At 71.1% G+C, this 21,554-nt stretch carries 25 protein-coding genes and 1 tRNA gene; 13 read left to right on the forward strand and 13 right to left on the reverse strand.

Annotated features, from left to right (window positions below; genetic code table 11):
- The first annotated feature begins 7 nt into the window (after window positions 1-7).
- Together D0Z67_RS15745 and D0Z67_RS15750 are read left to right on the forward strand one after the other, a co-directional pair.
- Window positions 8-565, forward strand: a complete 558-nt coding sequence (locus D0Z67_RS15745; RefSeq protein WP_031182698.1) for a hypothetical protein — start codon at window positions 8-10, stop codon at window positions 563-565.
- Entirely contained in the window at window positions 562-1,158 is a 597-nt protein-coding gene (locus tag D0Z67_RS15750) for a DUF4291 domain-containing protein (RefSeq protein WP_031182699.1), read from the forward strand. The genes D0Z67_RS15745 and D0Z67_RS15750 overlap by 4 nt, the downstream gene beginning before the upstream one ends.
- 144 nt (window positions 1,159-1,302) lie before the next feature.
- Here D0Z67_RS15750 and D0Z67_RS15755 read toward each other — a convergent pair whose 3' ends face one another.
- Window positions 1,303-1,521 (reverse strand): hypothetical protein, encoded by a 219-nt coding sequence (locus D0Z67_RS15755; protein WP_131589657.1) that lies wholly within the window; start codon window positions 1,519-1,521, stop codon window positions 1,303-1,305.
- Window positions 1,522-1,610: 89 nt separating this feature from the next.
- Here D0Z67_RS15755 and D0Z67_RS15760 point away from each other — a divergent pair, with 89 nt between their 5' ends.
- Together D0Z67_RS15760 and D0Z67_RS15765 are read left to right on the forward strand one after the other, a co-directional pair.
- The gene (locus D0Z67_RS15760) at window positions 1,611-1,958 is read left to right on the forward strand and encodes a hypothetical protein (protein ID WP_031182700.1); all 348 of its coding nucleotides are present in this window, start codon (window positions 1,611-1,613) and stop codon (window positions 1,956-1,958) included.
- A gap of 11 nt (window positions 1,959-1,969) precedes the next feature.
- Complete coding sequence (locus D0Z67_RS15765; RefSeq protein ID WP_131589658.1) at window positions 1,970-2,749, forward strand: hypothetical protein; 780 nt, start codon at window positions 1,970-1,972, stop codon at window positions 2,747-2,749.
- 120 nt (window positions 2,750-2,869) lie between these two features.
- Here the strand turns inward: D0Z67_RS15765 and D0Z67_RS15770 are convergent.
- The 3 genes from D0Z67_RS15770 to D0Z67_RS15780 all read right to left on the reverse strand — a co-directional run bounded on the left by D0Z67_RS15770 (window position 2,870) and on the right by D0Z67_RS15780 (window position 4,768).
- Window positions 2,870-2,943: transfer RNA gene (locus D0Z67_RS15770), tRNA-Pro, on the reverse strand.
- Between the two features lie 64 nt (window positions 2,944-3,007).
- On the reverse strand, window positions 3,008-3,754 hold the full coding sequence (locus tag D0Z67_RS30415) for a Pr6Pr family membrane protein (protein ID WP_031182702.1): 747 nt from the start codon (window positions 3,752-3,754) through the stop codon (window positions 3,008-3,010).
- An 87-nt stretch (window positions 3,755-3,841) separates the two neighbouring features.
- The gene (locus D0Z67_RS15780) at window positions 3,842-4,768 is read right to left on the reverse strand and encodes a metallophosphoesterase (protein WP_031182703.1); all 927 of its coding nucleotides are present in this window, start codon (window positions 4,766-4,768) and stop codon (window positions 3,842-3,844) included.
- A gap of 93 nt (window positions 4,769-4,861) precedes the next feature.
- Between D0Z67_RS15780 and D0Z67_RS15785 the strand changes: the two genes are divergently transcribed.
- Window positions 4,862-5,329, forward strand: a complete 468-nt coding sequence (locus D0Z67_RS15785) for a GatB/YqeY domain-containing protein (RefSeq protein ID WP_031182704.1) — start codon at window positions 4,862-4,864, stop codon at window positions 5,327-5,329.
- Window positions 5,330-5,389: 60 nt separating this feature from the next.
- Here the strand turns inward: D0Z67_RS15785 and D0Z67_RS15790 are convergent, their stop codons facing one another.
- Window positions 5,390-7,675 (reverse strand): transglycosylase domain-containing protein, encoded by a 2,286-nt coding sequence (locus D0Z67_RS15790; RefSeq protein WP_051887929.1) that lies wholly within the window; start codon window positions 7,673-7,675, stop codon window positions 5,390-5,392.
- 529 nt (window positions 7,676-8,204) lie between these two features.
- Between D0Z67_RS15790 and wblA the strand changes: the two genes are divergently transcribed.
- Complete coding sequence (wblA, locus tag D0Z67_RS15800; RefSeq protein ID WP_030811461.1) at window positions 8,205-8,543, forward strand: transcriptional regulator WblA; 339 nt, start codon at window positions 8,205-8,207, stop codon at window positions 8,541-8,543.
- A gap of 92 nt (window positions 8,544-8,635) precedes the next feature.
- Here the strand turns inward: wblA and bagB are convergent, their stop codons facing one another.
- Window positions 8,636-9,973, reverse strand: coding sequence for an ATPase BagB (gene bagB, locus D0Z67_RS15805; RefSeq protein WP_031182706.1), 1,338 nt, complete (start codon window positions 9,971-9,973; stop codon window positions 8,636-8,638).
- A complete protein-coding gene (gene bagA, locus D0Z67_RS15810) occupies window positions 9,970-10,947 on the reverse strand; it encodes an ATPase BagA (RefSeq protein WP_031182707.1) in 978 nt (325 codons plus the stop codon). The genes bagB and bagA overlap by 4 nt, the downstream gene beginning before the upstream one ends.
- A 71-nt stretch (window positions 10,948-11,018) precedes the next feature.
- On the opposite strand from bagA, the gene D0Z67_RS15815 reads away from it, so the two are divergent.
- The 4 genes from D0Z67_RS15815 to D0Z67_RS15830 all read left to right on the forward strand — a co-directional run bounded on the left by D0Z67_RS15815 (window position 11,019) and on the right by D0Z67_RS15830 (window position 13,418).
- Window positions 11,019-11,177 (forward strand): Sp36 family protein, encoded by a 159-nt coding sequence (locus D0Z67_RS15815; RefSeq protein WP_086694324.1) that lies wholly within the window; start codon window positions 11,019-11,021, stop codon window positions 11,175-11,177.
- Window positions 11,174-11,638 (forward strand): RidA family protein, encoded by a 465-nt coding sequence (locus tag D0Z67_RS15820; RefSeq protein ID WP_031182708.1) that lies wholly within the window; start codon window positions 11,174-11,176, stop codon window positions 11,636-11,638. The genes D0Z67_RS15815 and D0Z67_RS15820 overlap by 4 nt, the downstream gene beginning before the upstream one ends.
- Before the next feature lie 62 nt (window positions 11,639-11,700).
- Entirely contained in the window at window positions 11,701-12,591 is an 891-nt protein-coding gene (locus tag D0Z67_RS15825; RefSeq protein WP_031182709.1) for an NUDIX hydrolase, read from the forward strand.
- Window positions 12,588-13,418, forward strand: a complete 831-nt coding sequence (locus D0Z67_RS15830) for an MBL fold metallo-hydrolase (RefSeq protein WP_031182710.1) — start codon at window positions 12,588-12,590, stop codon at window positions 13,416-13,418. Before D0Z67_RS15825 ends, D0Z67_RS15830 begins: the two co-directional genes overlap by 4 nt.
- On the opposite strand, the gene D0Z67_RS15835 is transcribed toward D0Z67_RS15830, so the two are convergent.
- Both D0Z67_RS15835 and D0Z67_RS15840 read right to left on the reverse strand, forming a co-directional pair.
- Window positions 13,415-14,230, reverse strand: a complete 816-nt coding sequence (locus tag D0Z67_RS15835; RefSeq protein WP_031182711.1) for a nucleotidyltransferase domain-containing protein — start codon at window positions 14,228-14,230, stop codon at window positions 13,415-13,417. The genes D0Z67_RS15830 and D0Z67_RS15835 overlap by 4 nt on opposite strands.
- Before the next feature lie 152 nt (window positions 14,231-14,382).
- Window positions 14,383-15,057, reverse strand: a complete 675-nt coding sequence (locus D0Z67_RS15840) for a Crp/Fnr family transcriptional regulator (protein WP_030811441.1) — start codon at window positions 15,055-15,057, stop codon at window positions 14,383-14,385.
- 311 nt (window positions 15,058-15,368) lie between these two features.
- Here D0Z67_RS15840 and nth point away from each other — a divergent pair, with 311 nt between their 5' ends.
- From nth to D0Z67_RS15855, 3 genes are read left to right on the forward strand one after another with little or no spacing between them, the layout of a single operon-like run.
- The gene (nth, locus tag D0Z67_RS15845; protein ID WP_031182712.1) at window positions 15,369-16,190 is read left to right on the forward strand and encodes an endonuclease III; all 822 of its coding nucleotides are present in this window, start codon (window positions 15,369-15,371) and stop codon (window positions 16,188-16,190) included.
- 51 nt (window positions 16,191-16,241) lie between these two features.
- Window positions 16,242-16,937, forward strand: coding sequence for an NUDIX hydrolase (locus D0Z67_RS15850; protein ID WP_031182713.1), 696 nt, complete (start codon window positions 16,242-16,244; stop codon window positions 16,935-16,937).
- Between the two features lie 57 nt (window positions 16,938-16,994).
- Window positions 16,995-18,194 carry a MarP family serine protease gene (locus D0Z67_RS15855; RefSeq protein WP_031182714.1) on the forward strand — a complete coding sequence of 400 codons (1,200 nt, stop codon included), beginning with the start codon at window positions 16,995-16,997 and terminating at the stop codon, window positions 18,192-18,194.
- Window positions 18,195-18,224: 30 nt separating this feature from the next.
- Here D0Z67_RS15855 and D0Z67_RS30185 read toward each other — a convergent pair whose 3' ends face one another.
- From D0Z67_RS30185 to nhaA, 4 genes are all read right to left on the reverse strand, one after another.
- The gene (locus tag D0Z67_RS30185) at window positions 18,225-18,407 is read right to left on the reverse strand and encodes a hypothetical protein (protein WP_078873503.1); all 183 of its coding nucleotides are present in this window, start codon (window positions 18,405-18,407) and stop codon (window positions 18,225-18,227) included.
- A 139-nt stretch (window positions 18,408-18,546) separates the two neighbouring features.
- Window positions 18,547-19,482 carry an alpha/beta fold hydrolase gene (locus D0Z67_RS15865; RefSeq protein WP_031182715.1) on the reverse strand — a complete coding sequence of 312 codons (936 nt, stop codon included), beginning with the start codon at window positions 19,480-19,482 and terminating at the stop codon, window positions 18,547-18,549.
- Window positions 19,479-19,958, reverse strand: coding sequence for a phage holin family protein (locus D0Z67_RS15870; RefSeq protein ID WP_031182716.1), 480 nt, complete (start codon window positions 19,956-19,958; stop codon window positions 19,479-19,481). Before D0Z67_RS15870 ends, D0Z67_RS15865 begins: the two co-directional genes overlap by 4 nt.
- 54 nt (window positions 19,959-20,012) lie before the next feature.
- On the reverse strand, window positions 20,013-21,455 hold the full coding sequence (gene nhaA, locus D0Z67_RS15875) for a Na+/H+ antiporter NhaA (RefSeq protein ID WP_031182717.1): 1,443 nt from the start codon (window positions 21,453-21,455) through the stop codon (window positions 20,013-20,015).
- Between the last annotated feature and the right edge of the window lie 99 nt (window positions 21,456-21,554).

The following is a 21,554-nucleotide window of genomic DNA, read 5'->3' on the forward strand; positions in this document are numbered from 1 at the left end:
TGAATGTATGCTGCACGAGATTGACGGCGTCGGTCGGGAATTCACGCGCGTTTCCGAGCGTCCCCGAATTGCTTCCGAAACCCCCGTTCTTGCCTGTATCGCGATCACTTCGGAGGGTGATCCAGAAGCCTACGCGCACAGGCTGCGAGATGCTCTGGGAGCAGTTTTCGCTCTTGCTGTCGACGCGGACTTCGACGAGGACGAACTTCCTGTGGACGGCATCCCGGACTGGTTCCTCGACGCCGGCCGAGGCGCCGGCCCCGCCGGTTCGACCGCCGAGGCTGCGCGCGCGCGGTACCGGGAGAGGACCGGTGCCGATCCTTGGGAGATCCAGAACTGGCTTTTCCGCTTCGACCCGGAACTGGAGGCGCGCGGCTGGGAGTTCTGGGACCTCACGCGCGCGACCGACGGCAGTGGGCGGCTTCACCTCTGGCTCGACACGTGGGGTGAGCCGATGTTCTCCTGGGAGGAGCTCAGATGGCTCCTCTACGCCTGCGGGGCGGAGACGGTGGCCGACCCGGTGGTGGTCGGGTCCGGTTCCTGGGCCGCAGAAGCGACCGTATGAGCGGCGATTTCCCCGAGCGCCAGATTCGCGCGGTCTTCGACGGGGGTGTCATCACCGTTTATCAGGCGTATGGCGAGCGGATCGCTGTACCGGCGCTGCGTGCCGGTACCTTCGTCGACCCTTTCAAAATGACGCGAATGACGTGGATCAAGCCGTCCTTCCTCTGGATGATGTACCGCTGCGGCTGGGCGGGTAAGCCGGACCAAGAGCGGGTGCTGGCCCTCGACATCACCCGGGAGGGATTCGAGTGGGCGCTCGCGAACGCCTGCCCGAGTCACTTCGACCGCGCCCGGTTCGCCACCGAGGCGGACTGGCGCAAGGCGCTGCGGACGAGCCCCGTCCGGGTGCAGTGGGATCCCGAACGGGATCTGAGGTTCAACCCGTTGTCGCACCGTGCCATCCAGATCGGGTTGTCGGGGGACGCCGTGGCTCGGTACGTGGACGACTGGATCGTCTCGGTCAGGGATGTGACGCCGCTCGCCCGTGAGGTGCACGCGGCCGTGCGCTCGGGAAACGACGAAGCGGCTCGCGCACTGCTTCCCGTCGAGCGGCCGTATCCGCTGTCGGACGAGCTGACGGCGCGCATCGGCTGACGGATTGTCCGGGGTGCTGTGAGCCTTCGGGACGGGCCGGGCGGATTCATCCAGGCCGCACGGTGTCCAGTGTCGCTGTGAGTGTGACGGGGCCCGTGCTTGCCGCCACTCGCCCTTCCCGCCTGCGCTCCTTCCGGCGCAGTGCTAGGCGCTGCCTGCGGGAGGGGTTTGCGCCAGTTCACCCACCTCGACCAGCTCGTGGCCCACGCCGGCCCGGCACCACCACACCGCCCGATCGTCGGCCCGTGCGTCCATGTGGACCCCGGTCCGGTGCTCCGGGCGCATCGGCCACACCTGCCACAGCACCGCCCGGACCGTCTCCTGGGCCGCCCCGGCGATGCCGGGTGCGGCAGGGTCCGTCACACCGCCGTGCCGGCGGCCGACGGGCAGCGCCGTGTGGAACTGGTCCGGGATGTCCTAGATAATGCGGAGAACAGGGAGTAGCTTCAGTCGTGTACAGCGAGTTTACGGTTCCCGATGATGAAGAGATTTTCGACATCATCGGTGCATGGCCGGAGACACAAGAAAGCGGTGCGCGTGCACTGACCTGGCGCTCTGGTGATGGGGCCCTTGTCCTCTCTTATGAAGCCGTGACCCGATCGGTCAGAATTCTCTGGTCGAACACCGACGGTGATTCGCTGCTGGATGTCTACCGCGAGGGCGCCACGCGGCTCGCCTTCACATCCACTCCCTCGGCAGTCGGTGCGCAGATCGACTTCTCTGTGGGCGAGTGTGCCGGTGTCATGGAAATAGACATCTCCCCTCGCATCGCAGTGCGAGACCGCCTCCTCTTCCGGTGAAGGAGCGTCCGGTGCGAGATCCGGCCACACTGCTCACCCCGGACGGCAACCTGGCTCCTGCCTGGTTGAGCGGAAAGCCGGTGACCCCTCTCGCCGCCGGCGATCGGCTGGGCGCGATCGTGTCGGACCGGGTGACGGCCGGATGCCGCTCGACCGGCGCCACCCACCTCCGGTACATCCCCCTAGGCGTGGACCCAGTAGTGACGACCCACGGGATTCCCACCGACGCGGCCACCCGCCCGCCGACCCTCCTGTGGACCCCCGACCACCAAGCCGCCCTCCTCTTCCCGTCCCCCGGCCACGCCCTCCTGGCCGGCACCAGCCCCTTCATGACCGCAGCCGTCCCCGAGGGCATCGACGAGGCCCGAGCCCGCTTCACCCGCTACGCCCGCAAACAAGCGGCCCGGCACCCCGAACTCCTCGCGGTGGCAGCCACGTACGCCCCCACCCACCATGCTTGGGCCCACCCGGCGGAAGTCCCCCCGAACACCGCCACAGCCCACCACCTGCACCTGCTCCGAGAGTTCACCGACGGCACCCTCCCAGCCCCCACCTTCGCCCACACCTGGTGGCGGACCCGCCGAACCGCCCAGTCAAACGGCGAACGAGTCCGAGGCCCTCTAGGAGAACTCCTCGACCACGTCTTCCTGCTCCTGGAGGACTACGAGGTGACCCCCGAACTGGCCGAGCCCACCGATCTCACGGCGACGGAACTCCGATCAGCGCTGACCGAGGCGTACCAGAACGGTCGGTGGGCCCCTAGAGTCTCCGCAGCGCCTCATACAGACTGATCGCACCCGGTGGGGAGCGACGCGTCCGTCATGCGTCGATGCTCCTCAGGCCGCCCTACGCAGAAACAGGTGAGGGCACCTACCAATGTTGGTAGGTGCCCTCACCTGCTGTTACAGCTGTCGGGGTGGCGGGATTTGAACCCACGACCTCTTCGTCCCGAACGAAGCGCGCTGCCAAGCTGCGCTACACCCCGATGTCGCTGCTGTCGCGGCGACGTCGTTTACTTTAGCCCACCGGGGGCCTGAGGCGAAATCCGGTTAGACGCGGCGGCGGACGGGGGAGGGGCGGGCGTGGTCGAGGGCGATGAGGAGGATGGCGGAGGCGTAGATCGCGAGGCCCAGGAGGAGCGCGTTGGCCAGGGTGTGGCGGTAGCCGTGGGCCGTGACGTCCAGGAAGGGGTAGAGGGAGCGGGCTCCGACCAGGAGGAAGACCAGGTACGCCAGGGGGAACAGCAGCCAGCCCGCCGCCTGGCGCAGATGCATCCGTGACGCCGGAGTCAGCAGCAGCCAGTCCAGTACCGCCGCCAGCGGCACCAGCGTGTGCAGCGCCTGGAGCGCCGCCCACTGGGCGTGCCACCGCGCCGGCGGCGCCGTCGCGCCCGTCATGGTGAACGGGGGCGTCGTGTGGGCCAGCAGCCCGTGGTACACCACCGCGCCGATCACCACGTACAGCAGCACCGCCCCCGTCAGCGCGGCCGGCAGGGCGCGGCGGGGGCGCCAGGAGCGCGAGGCCGACACCAGCATGACCACCGCCAGCAGCACCGTGCCCTGCACCTGGAAGTAGCTCAGCGCGCGGGCCGGGCCGGCCAGGTGGATCTCCAGGGCCACCCCGGCCGCCGCCAGCAGCGCGGTCAGCAGGCGGTACAGGGCCACCAGGGGGCGCCGGACCGGTGCCACCACCGCCGTCACCGGCACGAACGACGGCTTCAGTACGGGCGTGCTCTCCCAGGGGATCGCGGGCAGATCCGGGATCTCCCGGGGCACGGGCGGTATCGGTACGGTCATGCCCTCACGCTAGGCAAGCAGCCCAAAAGCGACCATTCAGGGCAATCCGATCGGGTTACGCCCGCTCCCTCGCCCGCTCCGCCGAAGTCACACCCGCTCCACCAGCGTCAGCAGCGTCGCCTCCGGTGGGCAGGCGAAGCGGACCGGGGTGTAGCGGTTCGTGCCGCAGCCCGCCGAGACGTGCAGGTAGGAGGTGTGGCCCTCCGCCGTGTGGGTGGACAGCCCCTTCACCCGGTCCGTGTCCAGGTCGCAGTTGGTGACCAGCGCGCCGTAGAAGGGGATGCACAGCTGGCCGCCGTGGGTGTGCCCGGCGAGGACCAGCGGGTAGCCGTCCGCCGTGAAGGCGTCCAGGGTGCGCAGGTACGGCGCGTGCACGACGCCCATCGAGAAGTCGTGGCCCTCGGAGGGGCCGCCGGCCACCCGGGCGTAGCGGTCGCGCTTGATGTGCGGGTCGTCCAGGCCGGTCAGCTCGATGGACACGCCCTCGACCTTCAGCACGCCCCGCTGGTTGGTCAGGTTCAGCCAGCCCGCGGTGTCGAAGCCGTCCCTGAGGTCCTCCCAGGGGTTGTGGACCACGCCGACCGCGGGGGCGTTGCCGTTCAGGCCGTGCCTGCCGCTCGTCTTCTCCAGCAAGTACCGCGCCGGGTTGCGGAGTTTGGGGCCGTAGTAGTCGTTGGAGCCGAAGACGTACGCGCCCGGGAACTCCATCAGCGGGCCCAGCGCGTCCAGCGTCTCGGGGACGCCCTCGGGGTCCGAGAGGTTGTCGCCGGTGTTGATCACGAAGTCCGGGCGCAACCCGGCCAGCGACTGGAGCCAGCGCTGCTTCTTGCGCTGGCCGCCCACCATGTGGATGTCGGAGACCTGGAGCAGCCGCAGCGGGCGCATGCCCGGCGGGAGGACCGGCACGGTCACTCGTCGGAGGCGGAAGGAGCGGACCTCGAAGCCCGCCGCGTACGCCACTCCGGCGGCCCCGGCCGCCATGATCCCCAGGGGTACTCCGTATCGCGCGCGCATACGCCCATCGTGTCAGACCCCGGCCCGGTGCCAAGAGCTGGCATCCCTTTAATCAAGGGGCGTTCGGCCCGGCGCACCTGCGACAATCGCTCCATGACCACCACGCTCAAGTCGAAGCTCCACGACGACCTCAACGCCGCGATCCGCGAGCGCGACGAGCTGCGCTCCGCGACGCTCCGGCTGACCCTCGCCGCGATCACCAAGGAGGAGGTCGCGGGCAAGGAGAAGCGTGAGCTGTCCGACGACGAGGTCCTCAAGGTGATCACCAAGGAGGCGAAGAAGCGCCGCGAGGCCGCGGACGCCTTCGCCCAGGGTGGTCGTCCCGCGCAGGCCGAGCGGGAGAAGGCGGAGGGCGAGCTGCTCGCCACCTACCTGCCCAAGCAGCTCTCCGACGACGAGCTGACCACGATCGTGGCCCAGGCCGTCGAGGAGGCGAAGGCGGGCGGCGCCGAGGGACCGCGGGCCATGGGCGCCGTCATGAAGATCGTGAACCCCAAGGTGGCCGGCCAGGCCGACGGCGGCCGTGTCGCCGCGATCGTGAAGCAGCAGCTCCAGGGCTGAGCGGTACGACAGTGGGGCCGCACCTTCGACAAGGTGCGGCCCCACTGTCGTACGAGAACCTCAGTTCCGGCGTCCGCCGTTCGCGTTCCCCTGACCCGGCTTCGTCGGCTTCGGCTGGCCGGCGCCCGGACGGCCGCCGTTGTTGCCGCCGTTCCCGCCGGTCAGGCCGCCGAAGAGACCGCCGATCAGGCCCCCGCCCGGCGTGCCCTGACGCCCGCCGTTGCCATTGCCGTTGCCGTCACCCCGGCCGTTGCCACCACCGTCGCCCCTGTCCTGGTCGTCGGGGATGTCGATGGTGTTGAAGTCGGGCGCGTCCTTGCCCACCAGGGCGCCGGACATCGCGTCCCGCCAGATCGGACCCGGCACGCCACCACCGAAGACCAGGTCGTGGTAGGCCCCGCCGATGGTGATGCGGGTCATCTTCACGTTCTGCCGGGCGCTGCCGACCCAGACCGCGCCGGACATGTTCGGGGTGTAGCCGACGAACCAGGCGTTCTTCCGCTCGTCCGTCGTACCCGTCTTGCCCGCGCTGTCCCGGTCGTCGAGGCCCGCCTCCTGGCCGGTACCGGAGTCGATCACGTCCCGGAGCAGGGTGTTGACCGTGTCCGCCGTCTTCTCGCTCATCGCCCGGGTGCACGTGGACTTCGGCACCGGCAGCGACTTCTCCTCGTCACCGGACTTCTCGGTGATCGACTCGATGGAGACCGGGGTGCAGTACATACCGCGCGAGGCGAAGGTGGCGTAGGCGTTGGCCATGGTCAGCGGGGAGAGGCCGATGGCACCGAGCGCGATGGCCGGCGTCTGCGGCAGCTTCGAGCCGTCGCCCTGCACCACGTGCAGCTTGTCGGCCATCTTGGCCACCGGGCACAGCCCGATGTCGGAGATGAGCTGCACGAAGTAGGTGTTGACCGACTTGGCCATCGCCTCCTTCATGCGGTACGGGCCCTTCTCGGACTCGTTCTCGTTCTCCGCCATCTCGTTCTTGGTGTTGCGGTACGGCGTCGAGCCGCACCGCTGCACCGGGCTCGGGTACGCCATCTTGTACGGCGCCGAGTACGCCTGCGTCGGCGGCTTGCCGCCCTCGATCGCGGCCGCCGCCACGAACGGCTTGAACGTCGAACCGGTCGGGAAGCCGAAGTTGGAGCCGCCCAGGTCCCGGTCGACCGAGAAGTTGTACTCCGTCTCGTCCTTGCCGTAGCCGTACGGCTTCGACTGGCCCATCGCCAGCACCTTGCCGGTCCCCGGCTGCACCAGGGTGGCGGCCGCGGCGACCGAGTCGGACTTGTAGACGTGGTCCTTGAGCGAGTCCTGCACCGACTTCTGCGCCTGCGGGTCCAGCGTCGTACGGATCGTCAGGCCGCCCTTGTTCCAGAGCTTGGCGCGCTCCTCGCGGGACTTGCCGAAGACCGGGTCGGTGAGGAAGACGTTCTCGACGTACTTGCAGAAGAACGCGGAGTCGCGGGTCGCGGTGATGCAGCCGTTCTTGGGGCGGCTGACGTGCAGACCCAGCGGCTGCTTGTCCGCGCGGTCGGCCTCGGCCTGGGAGATGTCGCCCAGCTCGGCCATCCGCTGGAGCACGGTGTTGCGCCGCTTGGTGGCCTCGGCCTCGTCGTTGACCGGGTCGTAGCGGCTCGGCGACTGCACGATGCCCGCCAGCAGGGCGGACTCCTGGAGGTTGAGGTCCTTGGCGTGCTTGGAGAAGTAGCGCTGGGCCGCGGCCTCGACGCCGTACGCCTGCTCGCCGAAGAAGGTGATGTTGAGGTAGTTCTCCAGGATCTTCTTCTTGCCGAGCTTCTCCTCGATCTGGATCGCGTACTTCAGCTCGCGGACCTTGCGGCCGAGGGTCTGCTGGGTGGCCTGGGCGACCTTGGTCGGGTCGTCGCCGGCCTCCTCGATGAAGTAGTTCTTCACGAGCTGCTGGGTGAGGGTGGACGCGCCCTGGGCGACGCCCCCGCTCTGCGCGTTCTTGTTCAGCGCGCGCAGCACACCCTTGAGGTCGATCGCGCCGTGCTGGTAGAAGCGCGAGTCCTCGATGGCGACGATGGACTTCTGCATGTACGGCGAGATGTCCTTCAGCTCCACCACCGTGCGGTCACGGGAGTAGACGCTGGCGATCTGGTTGCCCCGGCTGTCCAGTATGGTCGTCCGCTGGCTGAGCTGGGGGCTCTTGAGGTTGTCCGGGATCTCGTCGAAGCCCTGTACCGAGCCCTTCGCGGCAAGGCCCAGCGCCCCGGCGGCCGGCAGAGCGATGCCCGCCATCACCGCCCCCGCGAGCACGCTGACACCGAGGAACTTGGCGGCCTGCTGCGTGGCCGACAGACCACCGCCCGAGCGCTTCTTTGGCATGGGTGCAGCCTAAGCCGTGGTGATAAGCGTTCCGGGGGAGCGACGGGCCCCCGGGCGGTTCGGGTGCAGGATCGTGACGTCCGGTCGGGTGGCGCACCCGTGAGACGGCGTGACGGCGTGACCGCGCGGGGCGCAGGTTGTCATTCGCCGGACACGCGCACAGGCATTGGCCTAAGCTGCATTCAACTGTCACAGCGGCGCGGCCAGGTAGCAATACGTCCGGCGACCCCGAATCGTTCCGGAGAGCCCCGACGTCCCGGTGGGGATGTGCCCGAAACCGCCTCGTGTGTCACCCGGCGCCCCATGTGCCGCATCACAACCGTCCCGCTTTGCCGGGATGATCACGCATGTCGCCAGCTCACTCCTCCGGGTGATCTGCCGCTTACCCATAGTCCGTTCGGGCCATTCAAGATTGGGCCCGAAGGGGGTGTTGCGCTGTCCGCGCCTTCCGTAACGTCCTCAACTGGCGGCGGTGAATATGCCGCTGCCGCCGTGGGGGAGCCTCGATTCGGGAGAGGACGGCGCCGGTATGGGCTGGGTTACCGACTGGAGTGCGCAGGCCGCCTGCCGCACTACCGATCCGGATGAACTGTTCGTGCAGGGAGCAGCGCAGAACAGGGCCAAGGCGGTGTGCACCGGATGCCCGGTGCGCACGGAGTGCCTGGCCGACGCGCTGGACAACCGCGTCGAGTTCGGCGTGTGGGGAGGCATGACGGAGCGCGAGCGCCGGGCGCTGCTGCGCCGCCGGCCCACCGTGAGCTCCTGGCGGCGGCTGCTGGAGACCGCCCGCTCGGAGTACGAGCGCGGCACGGGAATCGTGCCCCTCGACGACGACGAGGTCTACGAGAACTACGCGGCCGTGAGCTGACGGCTCGCCTCCGGCATAGTCCGGCGGCACGGCACGGCACGGCACGGCACGGCCGCGTCGCACGGGAGCGTGCCCGCACGCGCCCGGGGCCGCTAGGACAGTTCCGTGTGCCCCGCCGCGAGGCGGTCGCCGATGTCGCGCAGGCCCGTGAGGTCGTGGACGTCGCCGGGGAGCGCGGGTACTTCCACGATGGCCACCTCGGGGTGGTGGCTGATGAAACGGTCCCGCGTGCGCTGTTCGCGCGCGAGCAGCCGCATGCGCTCGGCGTGCAGGCGCAGCAGACCCGCGGTCAGCTCGTCCACGGACCGGTCCGCGGCGGCGGGCGTCGGCTCGGATTCCGCTGGGCCGGAATCTGAACTTCCGTCTGTTTCGGGGGAGTTACGAACGTCAGCATTCCCGTCCGTCTGATCGACAATGCCGGGCTCCCCAAGATTTTCCGCGGCGGTGAGCGCCCGCTCGGCCGACAGCCGGGTGGCGCCGCTGCCGTGGACCCGGTTGAGCACCAGGCCGACCAGCGGCATCTTCTCGGCCGCCAGCCGCTCCACGAAGTACGCCGCCTCCCGCAGCGCGTCCCGCTCGGGCGCCGCCACCACCAGGAACGCCGTACCCGGCGCCTGCAACAGCTTGAAGGTGGCGTCCGCGCGGGTGCGGAAGCCGCCGAAGGTGGTGTCCATCGCGGAGACGAACGTCTGCGCGTCCTTGAGGAGCTGACCGCCCAGGATCTTGCCGAGGGTGCCGGTCATCATCGACATCCCCACGTTCAGGAACGCCATGCCCGCGCGGCCGCCCAGCTTGGCCGGTGCGGTCAGCAGCCGGATCAGCTTGCCGTCCAGGAACGAGCCGAGCCGCTTGGGCGCGTCCAGGAAGTCCAGCGCGTTCCGGGAGGGCGGGGTGTCGACGACGATCAGGTCCCACTCGTCCTTGGCGCGGAGCTGGCCGAGCTTCTCCATCGCCATGTACTCCTGCGTGCCCGCGAAGCCGCCGGAGACCGTCTGGTAGAAGGGGTTCGCCAGGATCTGGGCCGCCCGCTCGGGGTCCGCGTGCGACTCCACGACCTCGTCGAACGTGCGCTTCATGTCGAGCATCATGGCGTGCAGTTCGCCGGCCTCGGTGCTCTCGCCGGGCGCCTCCCCGCGGCGGTCCTCGACGCCCTTGACCCGGCGCGGCACGTTGTCGAGCGAGTCGATGCCCATCGACTGGGCCAGCCGCTTGGCCGGGTCGATGGTCAGGACGACCACCTTGCGGCCCCGCTCGGCGGCCCGGAGCGCGAGCGCGGCGGCCGTGGTCGTCTTGCCGACGCCGCCCGAGCCGCAGCACACCACGATCCGGGTCTCCGGATCGTCCAGCAGCGCGTCCACGTGCAGCGTCGGCGCCGGGGACCGGCCGGAGCGCGCGTCCGGGCCGGCGGCGGTCTGCGGCTCCTGGCTCATGACAACCCCTGCTTCCGCAACTCGGTGGCCAGTTCGTACAGGCCCGTCAGATCCATGTCCTCGGGGAGCAGCGGCAGCTCGGCCACCGGGAGGTCCAGCTCGCCGAGGACCGCGCGCTGCTCCTGCTCCAGGGCGTGCCGCTCGGCGTACTCGGCGGCCTGCGTCAGCAGTGGGTCGACCAGCCGCTCGGCCTGTCCGCCGCGCCGGGCCCCGCCCAGGCCCGCCGAGGACAGCGCGCGGGCGACGGCGGTGTGCGGGACGGTACGGGCCAGGTCCAGCTCGGCCGCGTCCAGCACCTCGGGGCGGACCATGTTCACGATGACGCGGCCCACCGGCAGTCCCGCCGCGCGCAGTTCGGCGATGCCGTCGGCGGTCTCCTGGACCGGCATCTCCTCCAGCAGCGTGACGAGGTGCACGGCCGTCTCGGCGGACTTCAGCACCCGCATCACGGCCTGCGCCTGATTGTGTATCGGGCCGATCTTGGCGAGGCCCGCCATCTCGTCGTTGACATTGAGGAAGCGGGTGATGCGGCCGGTGGGGGGAGCGTCCATCACCACGTGGTCGTAGAGGAACGCGCCCTTCTTGTCCTTGCGGCGCACCGCCTCGCAGGCCTTGCCGGTCAGCAGGACGTCCCGCAGACCCGGCGCGATGGTGGTCGCGAAGTCTATGGCGCCGATCTTTCTCAGCGCGCGGCCGGCGCTGCCGAGTTTGTAGAACATCTGGAGGTAGTCCAGAAGCGCCTGTTCGGCGTCGATGGCGAGCGCGTACACCTCGCCTCCGCCGGGAGCGGTGGCGATCTTCCGCTCCTCGTAGGGCAGCGCCTCGGTCCCGAAGAGCTGCGCGATGCCTTGCCGGCCCTCGACCTCGACGAGAAGCGTCCGCTTCCCCTCGTCGGCGAGGGCCAGCGCTAGAGCGGCGGCGACCGTCGTCTTTCCGGTCCCGCCCTTGCCGCTGACGACCTGGAGCCTGCTCACGTCTTCGAGCCTAACCAGTCCGGGCGACACTCACGCGGGAGGCTGTGGATAACAACGACTACAGTCGGCCTATGACCAAGTGGGAATACTCAACTGTGCCGCTGCTCGTCCACGCCACGAAGCAGATCCTGGACAACTGGGGCGAGGACGGCTGGGAGCTCGTCCAGGTGGTGCCCGGTCCCAACGCCGAGCAGCTCGTCGCCTACCTGAAGCGCGAGAAGCAGGCGTGAGCGCGGTCGAGGCCCGGCTCGCCGACCTCGGCCTGACGCTGCCGGAGGTCGTGCCCCCGCTGGCCGCCTACCAGCCCGCCGTGCGCTCCGGGCAGTACGTCTACACCGCGGGTCAGCTCCCGATGGTGGACGGACAGCTCCCGGTCACCGGCAAGGTCGGCGCCGAGGTGACGGCCGAGGAGGCCAAGGACCTGGCCCGGACCTGCGCGCTGAACGCGCTGGCCGCCGTCAAGTCCGTCACCGGCGACCTGGACCTGATCGCCCGCGTGGTGAAGGTCACCGGCTTCGTCGCCTCCGCCGCCGACTTCACCGGTCAGCCCGGTGTCCTCAACGGCGCCAGCGAGCTGCTCGGCGAGGTCCTCGGCGACAAGGGCGTGCACGCCCGCAGCGCGGTGGGTGTCGCGGTGCTCCCGCTGGACGCTCCGGTCGAGGTCGAGATCCTGGTCGAGCTGCTTCCGTAGCCCGCCCGGCCGCCGGTCCGGCAGCTCTCGAACATCTGCCCTGTTCGGGATAGCCTCCGCCCATGGCGAACGGTCAGTGGTACCCCCCGGAGTGGCCCGACCGCATCCGCGCCCTCGCGGACGGCACGCTCACTCCCGTCGTTCCCCGGCGGGCGGCGACCGTGCTGCTGCTTCGGGACACCCCGGCCGGACCGGCCGTCCACATGCTGCGCAGACGCGCCTCCATGGCCTTCGCCGGAGGCGCGTACGCGTATCCGGGCGGCGGTGTCGACCCGCGCGACGACGACCACCACGTCCGCTGGGCGGGCCCCACGCGCGCGTGGTGGGCGGAGCGGCTGGGCATGGAGAAGGGCGACGAGCCGGGCGCCCAGGCGATCGTCTGCGCGGCCGTGCGGGAGACGTACGAGGAGGCCGGCGTCCTGCTCGCCGGGACCGGCCCGGACACGGTCGTCGGCGACACCAGCGGCGACGACTGGGAGGCCGACCGGCTCGCCCTGGTCGCGCACGAGCTGTCCTTCGCGGAGTTCCTGGACCGCCGGGGGCTCGTCCTGCGCTCCGACCTGCTGGGCGCGTGGACCCGCTGGATCACCCCGGAGTTCGAGTCCCGGCGCTACGACACCTGGTTCTTCGTCGCCGCCCTGCCCGAGGGCCAGCGCACCCGCGACATCTCCACCGAGGCCGACCGCACGGTGTGGACCCGGCCCGCCGAGGCCGCCGCCGGGTACGACAAGGGCGAGCTGCTGATGATGCCGCCCACCATCGCCACCCTGCGCCAGCTGCTGCCCTACGGCACCGCCGCCGAGGCCCTCGCCGCCGCCCCGGAGCGCGATCTCACCCCGGTGCTCGCGCGGGCCCGGCTGCTGGACGGCCGGGTGGAGCTGAGCTGGCCGGGGCACGACGAGTTCACCCGGCACGTCCCGGCCGCTCCGGGCACGGCGGGAGGGGCGGCATGACCGACGCCGCGGCCCTGCCCGGCCAGCCCCGCGACGCGGTCCGCTCGGGCCCGGCCACCGAGCGCGCCGTCAACGTGCTCGCGCCCAACGCCTCGCCCATGACGCTGGACGGCACCAACACCTGGATCGTCGCGGAGCCCGGTTCCGACCTGGCCGTGGTCATCGACCCCGGCCCGCTGGACGACGGCCACCTGCGCGCGGTCGTCGACACCGCCGAGAAGGCCGGCCGGCGGATAGCGCTCACCCTGCTCACCCACGGCCACGCCGACCACGCGGAGGGCGCGTCCCGGTTCGCGGAGATCACCGGCACGCGCGTGCGCGCGCTCGATCCCGCGCTGCGGCTCGGGGACGAGGGCCTCGGCGCCGGGGACGTGGTCACGGTCGGCGGGCTCGAGCTGCGGGTGGTCCCCACGCCCGGCCACACCGCGGACTCCCTGAGCTTCCATCTCCCGGCGGACCAGGCGGTGCTCACCGGCGACACCGTCCTCGGGCGCGGCACGACCCTGGTCGCGCATCCCGACGGGCGGCTGGGGGAGTACCTGGCCTCGCTGCGCCGGCTGCGCTCGCTGACCGTGGACGACGGCGTGCACACCGTCCTGCCGGGCCACGGGCCCGTCCTGGAGGACGCCCAGGGCGCCGTCGACTTCTACCTCGCCCACCGCGCGAACCGTCTCGCCCAGGTCGAGACCGCCGTCGAGAACGGCCACCGCACCGCCGAGGCCGTCGTCGCCCACGTCTACGCCGACGTCGACCGCTCCCTGTGGCCGGCGGCGGAACTGTCGGTACGGGCCCAGCTGGACTACCTGGGCGAGCACGGGCTCATCTAGGCGCCGCTCTTGGTGCCGTGCACGCGCGCGTACTCCTCCGCCAGCCACGGGCCCAGGTCGTCCACGTAGCCGCGCAGGATCGCGGCGTTCCCGACGGGCTCGCGGCCGTAGCGGGCCGCGACGCGCATCTGGGCGGCGCGGCGGGGGTGGTAGGCGCCGAAGACCTCCGCCATCTCGGCCAGGTCGCTCGTCCAGCCGTTCCAGCGGGGCATGACCAGGGTGAAGCCGGTGCGCACCAGATGCCGGGACATGAACCGGACCAGCGGACGCCGGGCCTCCTCCGTGTCGGCGGCCCCCGCGATCCGCTCACGCCAGCGCGGGAGCAGACCGGCCAGGTCGCCGTTGGTCTCCCGGGCGAGGCGGGGGCTCGGCCGGTAGCGGGGCAGGCGCCCGGCGAGGTCGTCCCCGAGCAGCGGGGCGCACAGACAGGCCAGGAACCAGCCCATGTCGTACCGCTCGCCCTCGCTCAGCAGCCGGGCCGCGCTGAACAGCAGCGGGCCGACGCCGTCGATCTCGGGGAACCGCCGGTCCAGGGCCGTACCGAGGTCCTTCAGGGCGGCGCGGTCGGCGTCGGTGGGCTCGGCGCGCAGCGCGACCAGGAGGTCCAGGTCGCTGCGCCCCACGCGCGCGGTGCCGCGCGGGACGGACCCGTACAGGTAGCCGCTGTGCAGCCGGGCCCCGAAGGTCTCCGCCAGCCCGTCCCGCGCGGCGGCCACCACGGGCCGGAACGCGTCCTGCACGCGCGCGAGGGAGCCCTCACGGGCGATGAACCCCTCGGCGTCGAGGCCGTGCGGAACGGGCGGTCCGGACATGCGGACACTGTGCACCGCCGGGGGATGGCGGTGCAGCTCGTTTACGGGCGCCGACATCCGCTCCGGCGTCGGCCGGCAGCAATTGAGCCCGTCCGGCGATTGAGGACGAGGCCCCTTGGGGCCAACAAGCAGTTGGCCGGCCGAGACCAGCGTCAGCGGGACCGCTTCGCGAGGCGCTCCACGTCCAGCAGGATCACCGCGCGGGCCTCCAGGCGGAGCCAGCCGCGCTGGGCGAAGTCGGCGAGGGCCTTGTTGACGGTCTCGCGGGAGGCGCCGACCAGCTGGGCCAGCTCCTCCTGGGTGAGGTCGTGCACCACGTGGATGCCTTCCTCGGACTGCACGCCGAAGCGGCGCGAGAGGTCCAGCAGGGCGCGCGCGACACGGCCGGGCACATCGGAGAAGACCAGGTCGGACATGGCGTCGTTGGTCTTGCGCAGCCGGCGGGCGACGGCACGCAGCAGGGCGCCGGCGACCTCGGGGCGGACGTTCAGCCAGGGCTGGAGGTCGCCGTGGCCGAGACCGAGCAGCTTGACCTCGGTCAGCGCGGTCGCGGTGGCCGTACGCGGGCCCGGGTCGAACAGCGACAGCTCACCGATGAGCTCGCTGGGGCCGACCACGGCCAGCATGTTCTCCCGCCCGTCGGGGGAGGTGCGGTGCAGCTTGACCTTGCCCTCGGTGACGACGTAGAGCCGGTCACCGGGGTCGCCCTCGTGGAAGAGGGAGTCGCCACGGGCGAGGGTGACCTCGCTCATGGAGGCGCGCAGCTCCGCGGACTGCTCGTCGTCAAGAGCCGCGAAGAGCGGGTTGCGCCGCAGAACGTCGTCCACGAGTTCTCTCCTTGTCGAGCTGCTCAGGGGATGTTCCTCCCCAGCGTGCCAGGGGACCGTGTTCCCCGTTTTCCCGGACGGTCCAAACAGTGTGATCTGTCACAAGGATGCCGCACAGGTGTCCCGGGGTAAGCGGCAGGGGTCCAATCGGGGGCCGATCTTCCGGGTCCGGCGCGGATGTCAGTGCCGGGCTCTAGGCTGGCCGGGTGTCCAAATCGCCGGTGAGAGCACAGGCCGAGGGGGCTGGGCGGGTGGTTGCACGAGGTGATTCCGCCGTGGGCGAACAGGATTCCGATGGAAGTGGCAAAAAGGTGAAATCCGTAAAAAAGGACTCCGCGAAGACGGCCGGTGCGAAGACCGGCGAATCGCACACCGCCCTGGTCCGCCGCGCCCGCCGGATCAACCGCGAACTCGCCGAGGTCTACCCCTACGCCCACCCCGAGCTGGACTTCGAGAACCCCTTCCAGCTCGTGGTCGCCACGGTCCTGTCGGCCCAGACCACCGACCTGCGCGTCAACCAGACGACCCCGGCGCTGTTCGCCAAGTACCCCACCCCGGAGGACCTCGCGGCGGCCGACCCCGCCGAGGTGGAGGAGATCCTGCGGCCCTGCGGCTTCTTCCGGGCCAAGACGCGCTCGGTCATAGGGCTGTCCAAGGCGCTCGTGGAGGACTTCGGCGGCGAGGTCCCCGGGAAGCTGGAGGACCTGGTCAAGCTGCCCGGCGTCGGCCGCAAGACCGCCTTCGTGGTGCTCGGCAACGCCTTCGGCCGGCCTGGCATCACCGTGGACACCCACTTCCAGCGGCTGGTCCGGCGCTGGAAGTGGACCGAGGAGACGGAGCCCGAGAAGATCGAGGCCGCGGTCGGCGAGCTGTTCCCCAAGAAGGACTGGACCGACCTCTCCCACCACGTCATCTGGCACGGCCGCCGCATCTGCCACGCCCGCAAGCCCGCCTGCGGCGCCTGCCCGATCGCCCCGCTCTGCCCGTCCTACGGGGAGGGCGAGACCGATCCGGACAAGGCCCGCAAGCTCCTCAAGTACGAGAAGGGCGGCTTCCCCGGCCAGCGGCTCAACCCGCCCCAGTCCTATCTGGACGCCGGCGGCATCCCGGCCCCGCCGCTGGGGGCGGGATGACGGGAACGATCACAGGACAGGCGGGCGTTGGACACGGCAGCAGGGGGTGGCATGACGTACACGCGTGACACGCACGAAAGCCCGGTGGCGCTGCGCAGACAGGGGCTGCCCGGCTGGCTGGAGCCGGTGGCGCGGGCCGCCGAGACGGTCCAGCCGCTCCAGCTCAGCCGTTTCCTGCCGCCCGAGGACGGTGGGGGCCGGCAGTCGGCGGTGCTGATCCTGTTCGGCGAGGGCGAGCGCGGCCCCGAGCTGCTGCTGATGGAGCGCTCCGGCTCGCTGCGCTCGCACGCCGGCCAGCCCTCCTTCCCCGGCGGCGCCCTCGACGCGGTGGACGGCGACCCCAAGGGCGACGGCCCGCTGCGGGCGGCCCTGCGCGAGGCGGAGGAGGAGACCGGGCTCGACCCGGCCGGCGTCCAGCTCTTCGGGGTGCTGCCGGCCCTCTACATCCCGGTCAGCGAGTTCGTCGTCACCCCCGTCCTCGGCTGGTGGCGCGAGCCGAGCCCGGTCGGGGTGGTCGACCCGGCGGAGACCGCCCGCGTCTTCACCGTGCCCGTGGCGGATCTCACGGACCCCGCCAACCGGGCCACCGCCATCCACCCCAGCGGGTTCCGGGGCCCGGCATTCCTGGTCGAATCGGCGCTGGTGTGGGGGTTCACGGCCGGGGTCATCGACCGGCTGCTGCACTACGCGGGCTGGGAGCTGCCCTGGGACCGCACCCGGCAGGTCCCGCTCGACCGCCGGTCGTGACAGGGTGTCGTGCGTGATCGTTTACCGCGGGAAAGTCGATGGGCGGGGCCTGAAGCGTTGAACGTGCTGGACATCCTGTTGCTGCTGGCCGCCGTCTGGTTCGCGGTCGTGGGCTACCGCCAGGGCTTCGTCGTCGGCATCCTGTCGGTGATCGGCTTCCTCGGCGGCGGCCTGCTCGCCGTCTGGGCGCTGCCCCCGGTCTGGGACGCGGTGACCGACAACGCCGCGGTCGGGACCGTGGCGGCCGTCGTCGCGGTCATCGTCGTCATCGTCATCGCCTCGGTCGGCCAGGCCCTCACCACCCACTGGGGCAACAAGCTGCGCCGCCACATCACCTGGTCCCCGGCCCGCGCGCTGGACGCCACCGGCGGCGCCCTGGTCAACGTGGGCGCCATGCTGCTGGTCGCCTGGCTGATCGGCTCCGCGCTCGCCCAGACCACGCTGCCCACCCTCGGCCGGGAGGTCCGCGGCTCCAAGGTGCTGGTCGGGATGGACCAGGTGCTGCCGGTGCAGTCGAACACCTGGTTCAAGGACTTCGGCTCGGTCCTCGCGCAGAACGGCTTCCCGCAGGTCTTCAGCCCCTTCTCCGACGAGCAGATCCGCGAGGTCCAGCCGCCGGACCCGGCCCTGGCGAACAGCGCCGTGGCGGTCAGGGCCCAGCGCTCCATCGTCAAGGTCACCGGCACCGCCCGCAGTTGCGGCAAGGTGCTGGAGGGCAGCGGCTTCGTCTTCGGCGACCGGCGCGTGATGACCAACGCCCATGTCGTCGGCGGCGTCGACGAACCCACGGTCCAGATAGGCGGCGAGGGCCGTAGGTACGACGCCACCGTGGTCCTCTACGACTGGCGGCGCGACATCGCCGTCCTGGACGTGCCCGACCTCAAGGCGCCCGCGCTGCGGTTCGCCGCGAAGGACGCGGGCAGCGGGGACGGCGCCATCGTGGCCGGCTTCCCGGAGAACGGCGCGTACGACGTGCGCGCGGCGCGGGTGCGCGGGCGCATCATGGCGAACGGCTCGGACATCTACCGCCGGGGCACGGTCGGCCGTGACGTGTACTCACTCTTCACCACCGTCCGCGAGGGCAACTCCGGCGGCCCCCTGCTGACCCCTCAGGGCGCGGTGTACGGCGTGGTGTTCGCCAAGTCGCGGGACGACGCCCAGACCGGCTACGCCCTCACCGCCGACGAGATCCGCCCGGACGTCACCCGGGGGCGTACGGCGAACAGTCAGGTGGGTACCGACAACTGCGCCCTGTGAGGCCGCCGTGTCCCGCGAGGTGACAGCGGTTCAGGTGCGCGCGGTGTGACGCAGGCGTACCGAGACCCAGCGGGCCCGGCGGCGCAGGATGCGCGGAATCCCCACCCTCGGGTCGGTCTCCGCGAGTTGCGGTGTTCCTGGGTGCGGCGAATCGGGCCCGGAGGCCGAGCGTCGTTCGCGGGGTGCGTCACCGTAGTCGTGCGTCCAGCCCATACCCCGACGTGTGCCCCCGCCCCAAGGTCAGTAACCGCGTCCGGGCCCCCTGATCGGCCTATGCGTCAGGCATGTGGCAGTTCGGTGAGCAAACAGCCGGAAACGGTCGGGAAAGCGGACACTCGGTGCACCCGAACGGTCACCGGTCGGGTTCGGGGTCCTTCAGCCAGTTGATCAGCTCGGTGGAGAACGCCGCGGGGTCCTCCTCGTGCGGGAAGTGCCCCAGTCCGTCGAACAGCCGCCAGCGGTAGGGCGCCTCCACGTATTCGCCCGAACCGGCCGCGCTGCGGGTGCGGGTGACCGGGTCCAGCGAACCGTGCAGATGCAGCGTGGGCACCCGCACCGGCCGCTTCATCCGCCGGTTGAACTGGATGCCGTCCGGCCGGGCCAGCGACCGCACCAGCCAGCGGTACGGCTCGATCGAGCAGTGCGCCGTCGACGGGATGCACATCGCCCGCTGGTACGCCGCCACGTCCGCGTCCTCCGGCAGACGCGGCCCGGACCAGTCCCGGATCAGCTCGCCCACCAGCGCGCCGTCGTCGGCGGTGAGCTGCCGCTCGGGAATCCAGGGCCGCTGGAAACCCCAGATGTAGGAGCTGGCCGCCGTCTGCCGGGCGTCCCGCAGCATCGCCGCGCGCCAGCGCCTCGGGTGCGGCATCGACGCCACCGCGAGCCGCCGCACCAGCTTGGGCCGCATCGCCGCCGCCGTCCACGCCAGGTAGCCGCCCAGGTCATGGCCGACCAGCGCGGCGTCCGGCTCGCCGAGCGAGCGGATCACCCCGGTGACGTCCAGCGCGAGGTTGGCCGGGTCGTATCCGCGCGGGGTGCGGTCGCTGCCGCCGACGCCCCGCAGGTCCATGGCCACGGCCCGGTAGCCCGCGCCCGCCAGCGCGGACAGCTGATACCGCCAGGTCCACCAGAACTGCGGGAAGCCGTGCAGCAGCAGCACCAGGGGGCCGTCGCCCAGCTCCGCGATGTGGAAACGCGCGCCGTTGGCGGCGACGTCCCGGTGCGTCACCTGCTCCCCGGAGGGCAGGTCGAGGCGTACGGCTGGTGCGGCGGCGGGTTCCGTCATGAGGACGAGCGTGCCACAGCCTTGTGCGCGCGGTCCGCCACAGGCAGCTCACGCGGATGCGGCTTGGCGTTCTGCAGGACGCCCGCCGACTGCTTCACGGACGCGGCGACCTTCTGCGGGCCCTTGCTCTTCTTGGCCTTCTTGGCGAACACCACACCGATCAGCGCGAGCAGACCGGCCACCAGTACATTGGCGGCGAAGGACAGCAGGAAGCACACCGCGAGGTTCCAGTGGCTCCAGGTCCGGATGCCGTACGCCAGCGCGAAGTTGAGCATCGGCAGCGAGAACACCAGCACCGCGCCCGCGCCCGAGAAGGCACCGCCGCTCGCCGCGCCGCGCTTCACGTCCCGCTTGAGCTGCGCCTTGGCCAGCGCGATCTCGTCGTGCACCAGCGCCGACATCTCGGTCGTCGCCGAGGCGACCAGCTGGCCGATGCTGTGTTCGGCGCCGACCGGCCTGCCGTCGGGTGCGCTCATCGCGTTCTCTCCCTCTGCTTGTGATGCCGTCTTGTTTTGTACCGTCTCGTCAGATCATGCCGGACGACCGTTCTCCTCGCCTGCCCCGCCCGGTACTTCGGCACGCGCGTGGCGCGCGGCGGCGGACAGCCCGGCCGCGATACGCCGGTGCTCAGCGGCCTTCCCCTCATGGATCTCGGCCATGCGCAGGTGGTACGCCGGATCGTCCTGCTCGTAGACGTCGGGGATGCCGTCCTGGTCCTCGTCGCGCTCCTCGTCCTCGCACAGCCGCCGGTACCTGGCGTTGCGCACCTTCAGCAGCACCGTCGCACAGATGGCCGCGATCAGCGATCCGACGAGGACGGACGCCTTCACCTCCTCGGTGAGCACGGCGTCGCCGGTGAAGGCCAGCTCGCCGATGAGCAGGGAGACGGTGAAGCCGATCCCGGCGAGCGTGGCGACCGCGAAGACATCGGCCCAGGCCAGCCCCTCGCTCAGCGAGGCGCGGGTGAAGCGCACGGTCAGCCAGGTGCCGCCGAAGACACCGACCGTCTTGCCGACGACCAGGCCGAGCACCACGCCGAGCGTCTCCGGCCGGGTGAACACCTGGGCCAGTGCCCCGCCGGACACCGGCACACCCGCGCTGAACAGGGCGAACAGCGGTACCGCGAGGCCGGCCGACAGGGGGCGGACCAGATGCTCCAGCCGTTCACCCGGCGACCGCTCCTCACCCTCACGGGTGACGCAGCGGAGCATCAGGCCCATCGCCACACCGGCGATGGTGGCGTGGACGCCGCTGTTGTACATCAGCGCCCAGATCACCAGTGCCAGCGGCAGATGGACGTACCAGCCGCGCACGCCCTTGCGCTGGAGCAGCCAGAACAGGGCGAGGGCGGCGACGGCACCGCCGAGCGCGGCGAAATTGATCCGGCCGGTGAAGAAGACCGCGATGATCAGGATGGCGAAGAGGTCGTCGACCACGGCGAGGGTCAGCAGGAAGGCGCGCAGCGCGCTGGGCAGCGAGGTGCCGATGACCGCGAGGACGGCGAGCGCGAAGGCGATGTCGGTGGCGGTCGGCACCGCCCAGCCGGCCAGGGAGCCGCCACCGGTGAGGCTGGTCAGCGTGTAGACCAGCGCGGGTACGGCCATCCCGCACAGCGCGGCCACCACGGGCAGGACGGCAGCCTTGGGGTCGCGCAGGTCGCCGGCCACCAGTTCCCGCTTCAGCTCGACCCCGGCGACGAAGAAGAACACCGCGAGCAGGCCGTCGGCCGCCCAGTGGGCGACGGAGAGGTCCAGGCCGAGGGCGGCGGGGCCGAGGTGGAAGTCGCTGACGGCCGTGTACGCGGGGCTCAGCGCGGGGATGTTGGCCCAGATCAGCGCCGCGACGGCGGCGGCGAGCAGCAGGACACCGCCCACGGTCTCGGTGCGCAACGCGTCCGCCACGGCGGTCCGCTCCGGCAGGGACAGGCGGGAGAGCGCCTTACGGGCGGGGCTGGGGGTGCGGGGCGCGGCCACGGTGAAGACCTCCGGCTGGTGGGCATGACAGAACGCTTGCCGACCAGACTTCCCGGCGCACCTTGAGGCACGGACTCGTGCCGTACTTTGTTTACTTTA

The organism is Streptomyces seoulensis (genome assembly GCF_004328625.1).
GTDB lineage: Bacteria > Actinomycetota > Actinomycetes > Streptomycetales > Streptomycetaceae > Streptomyces > Streptomyces seoulensis.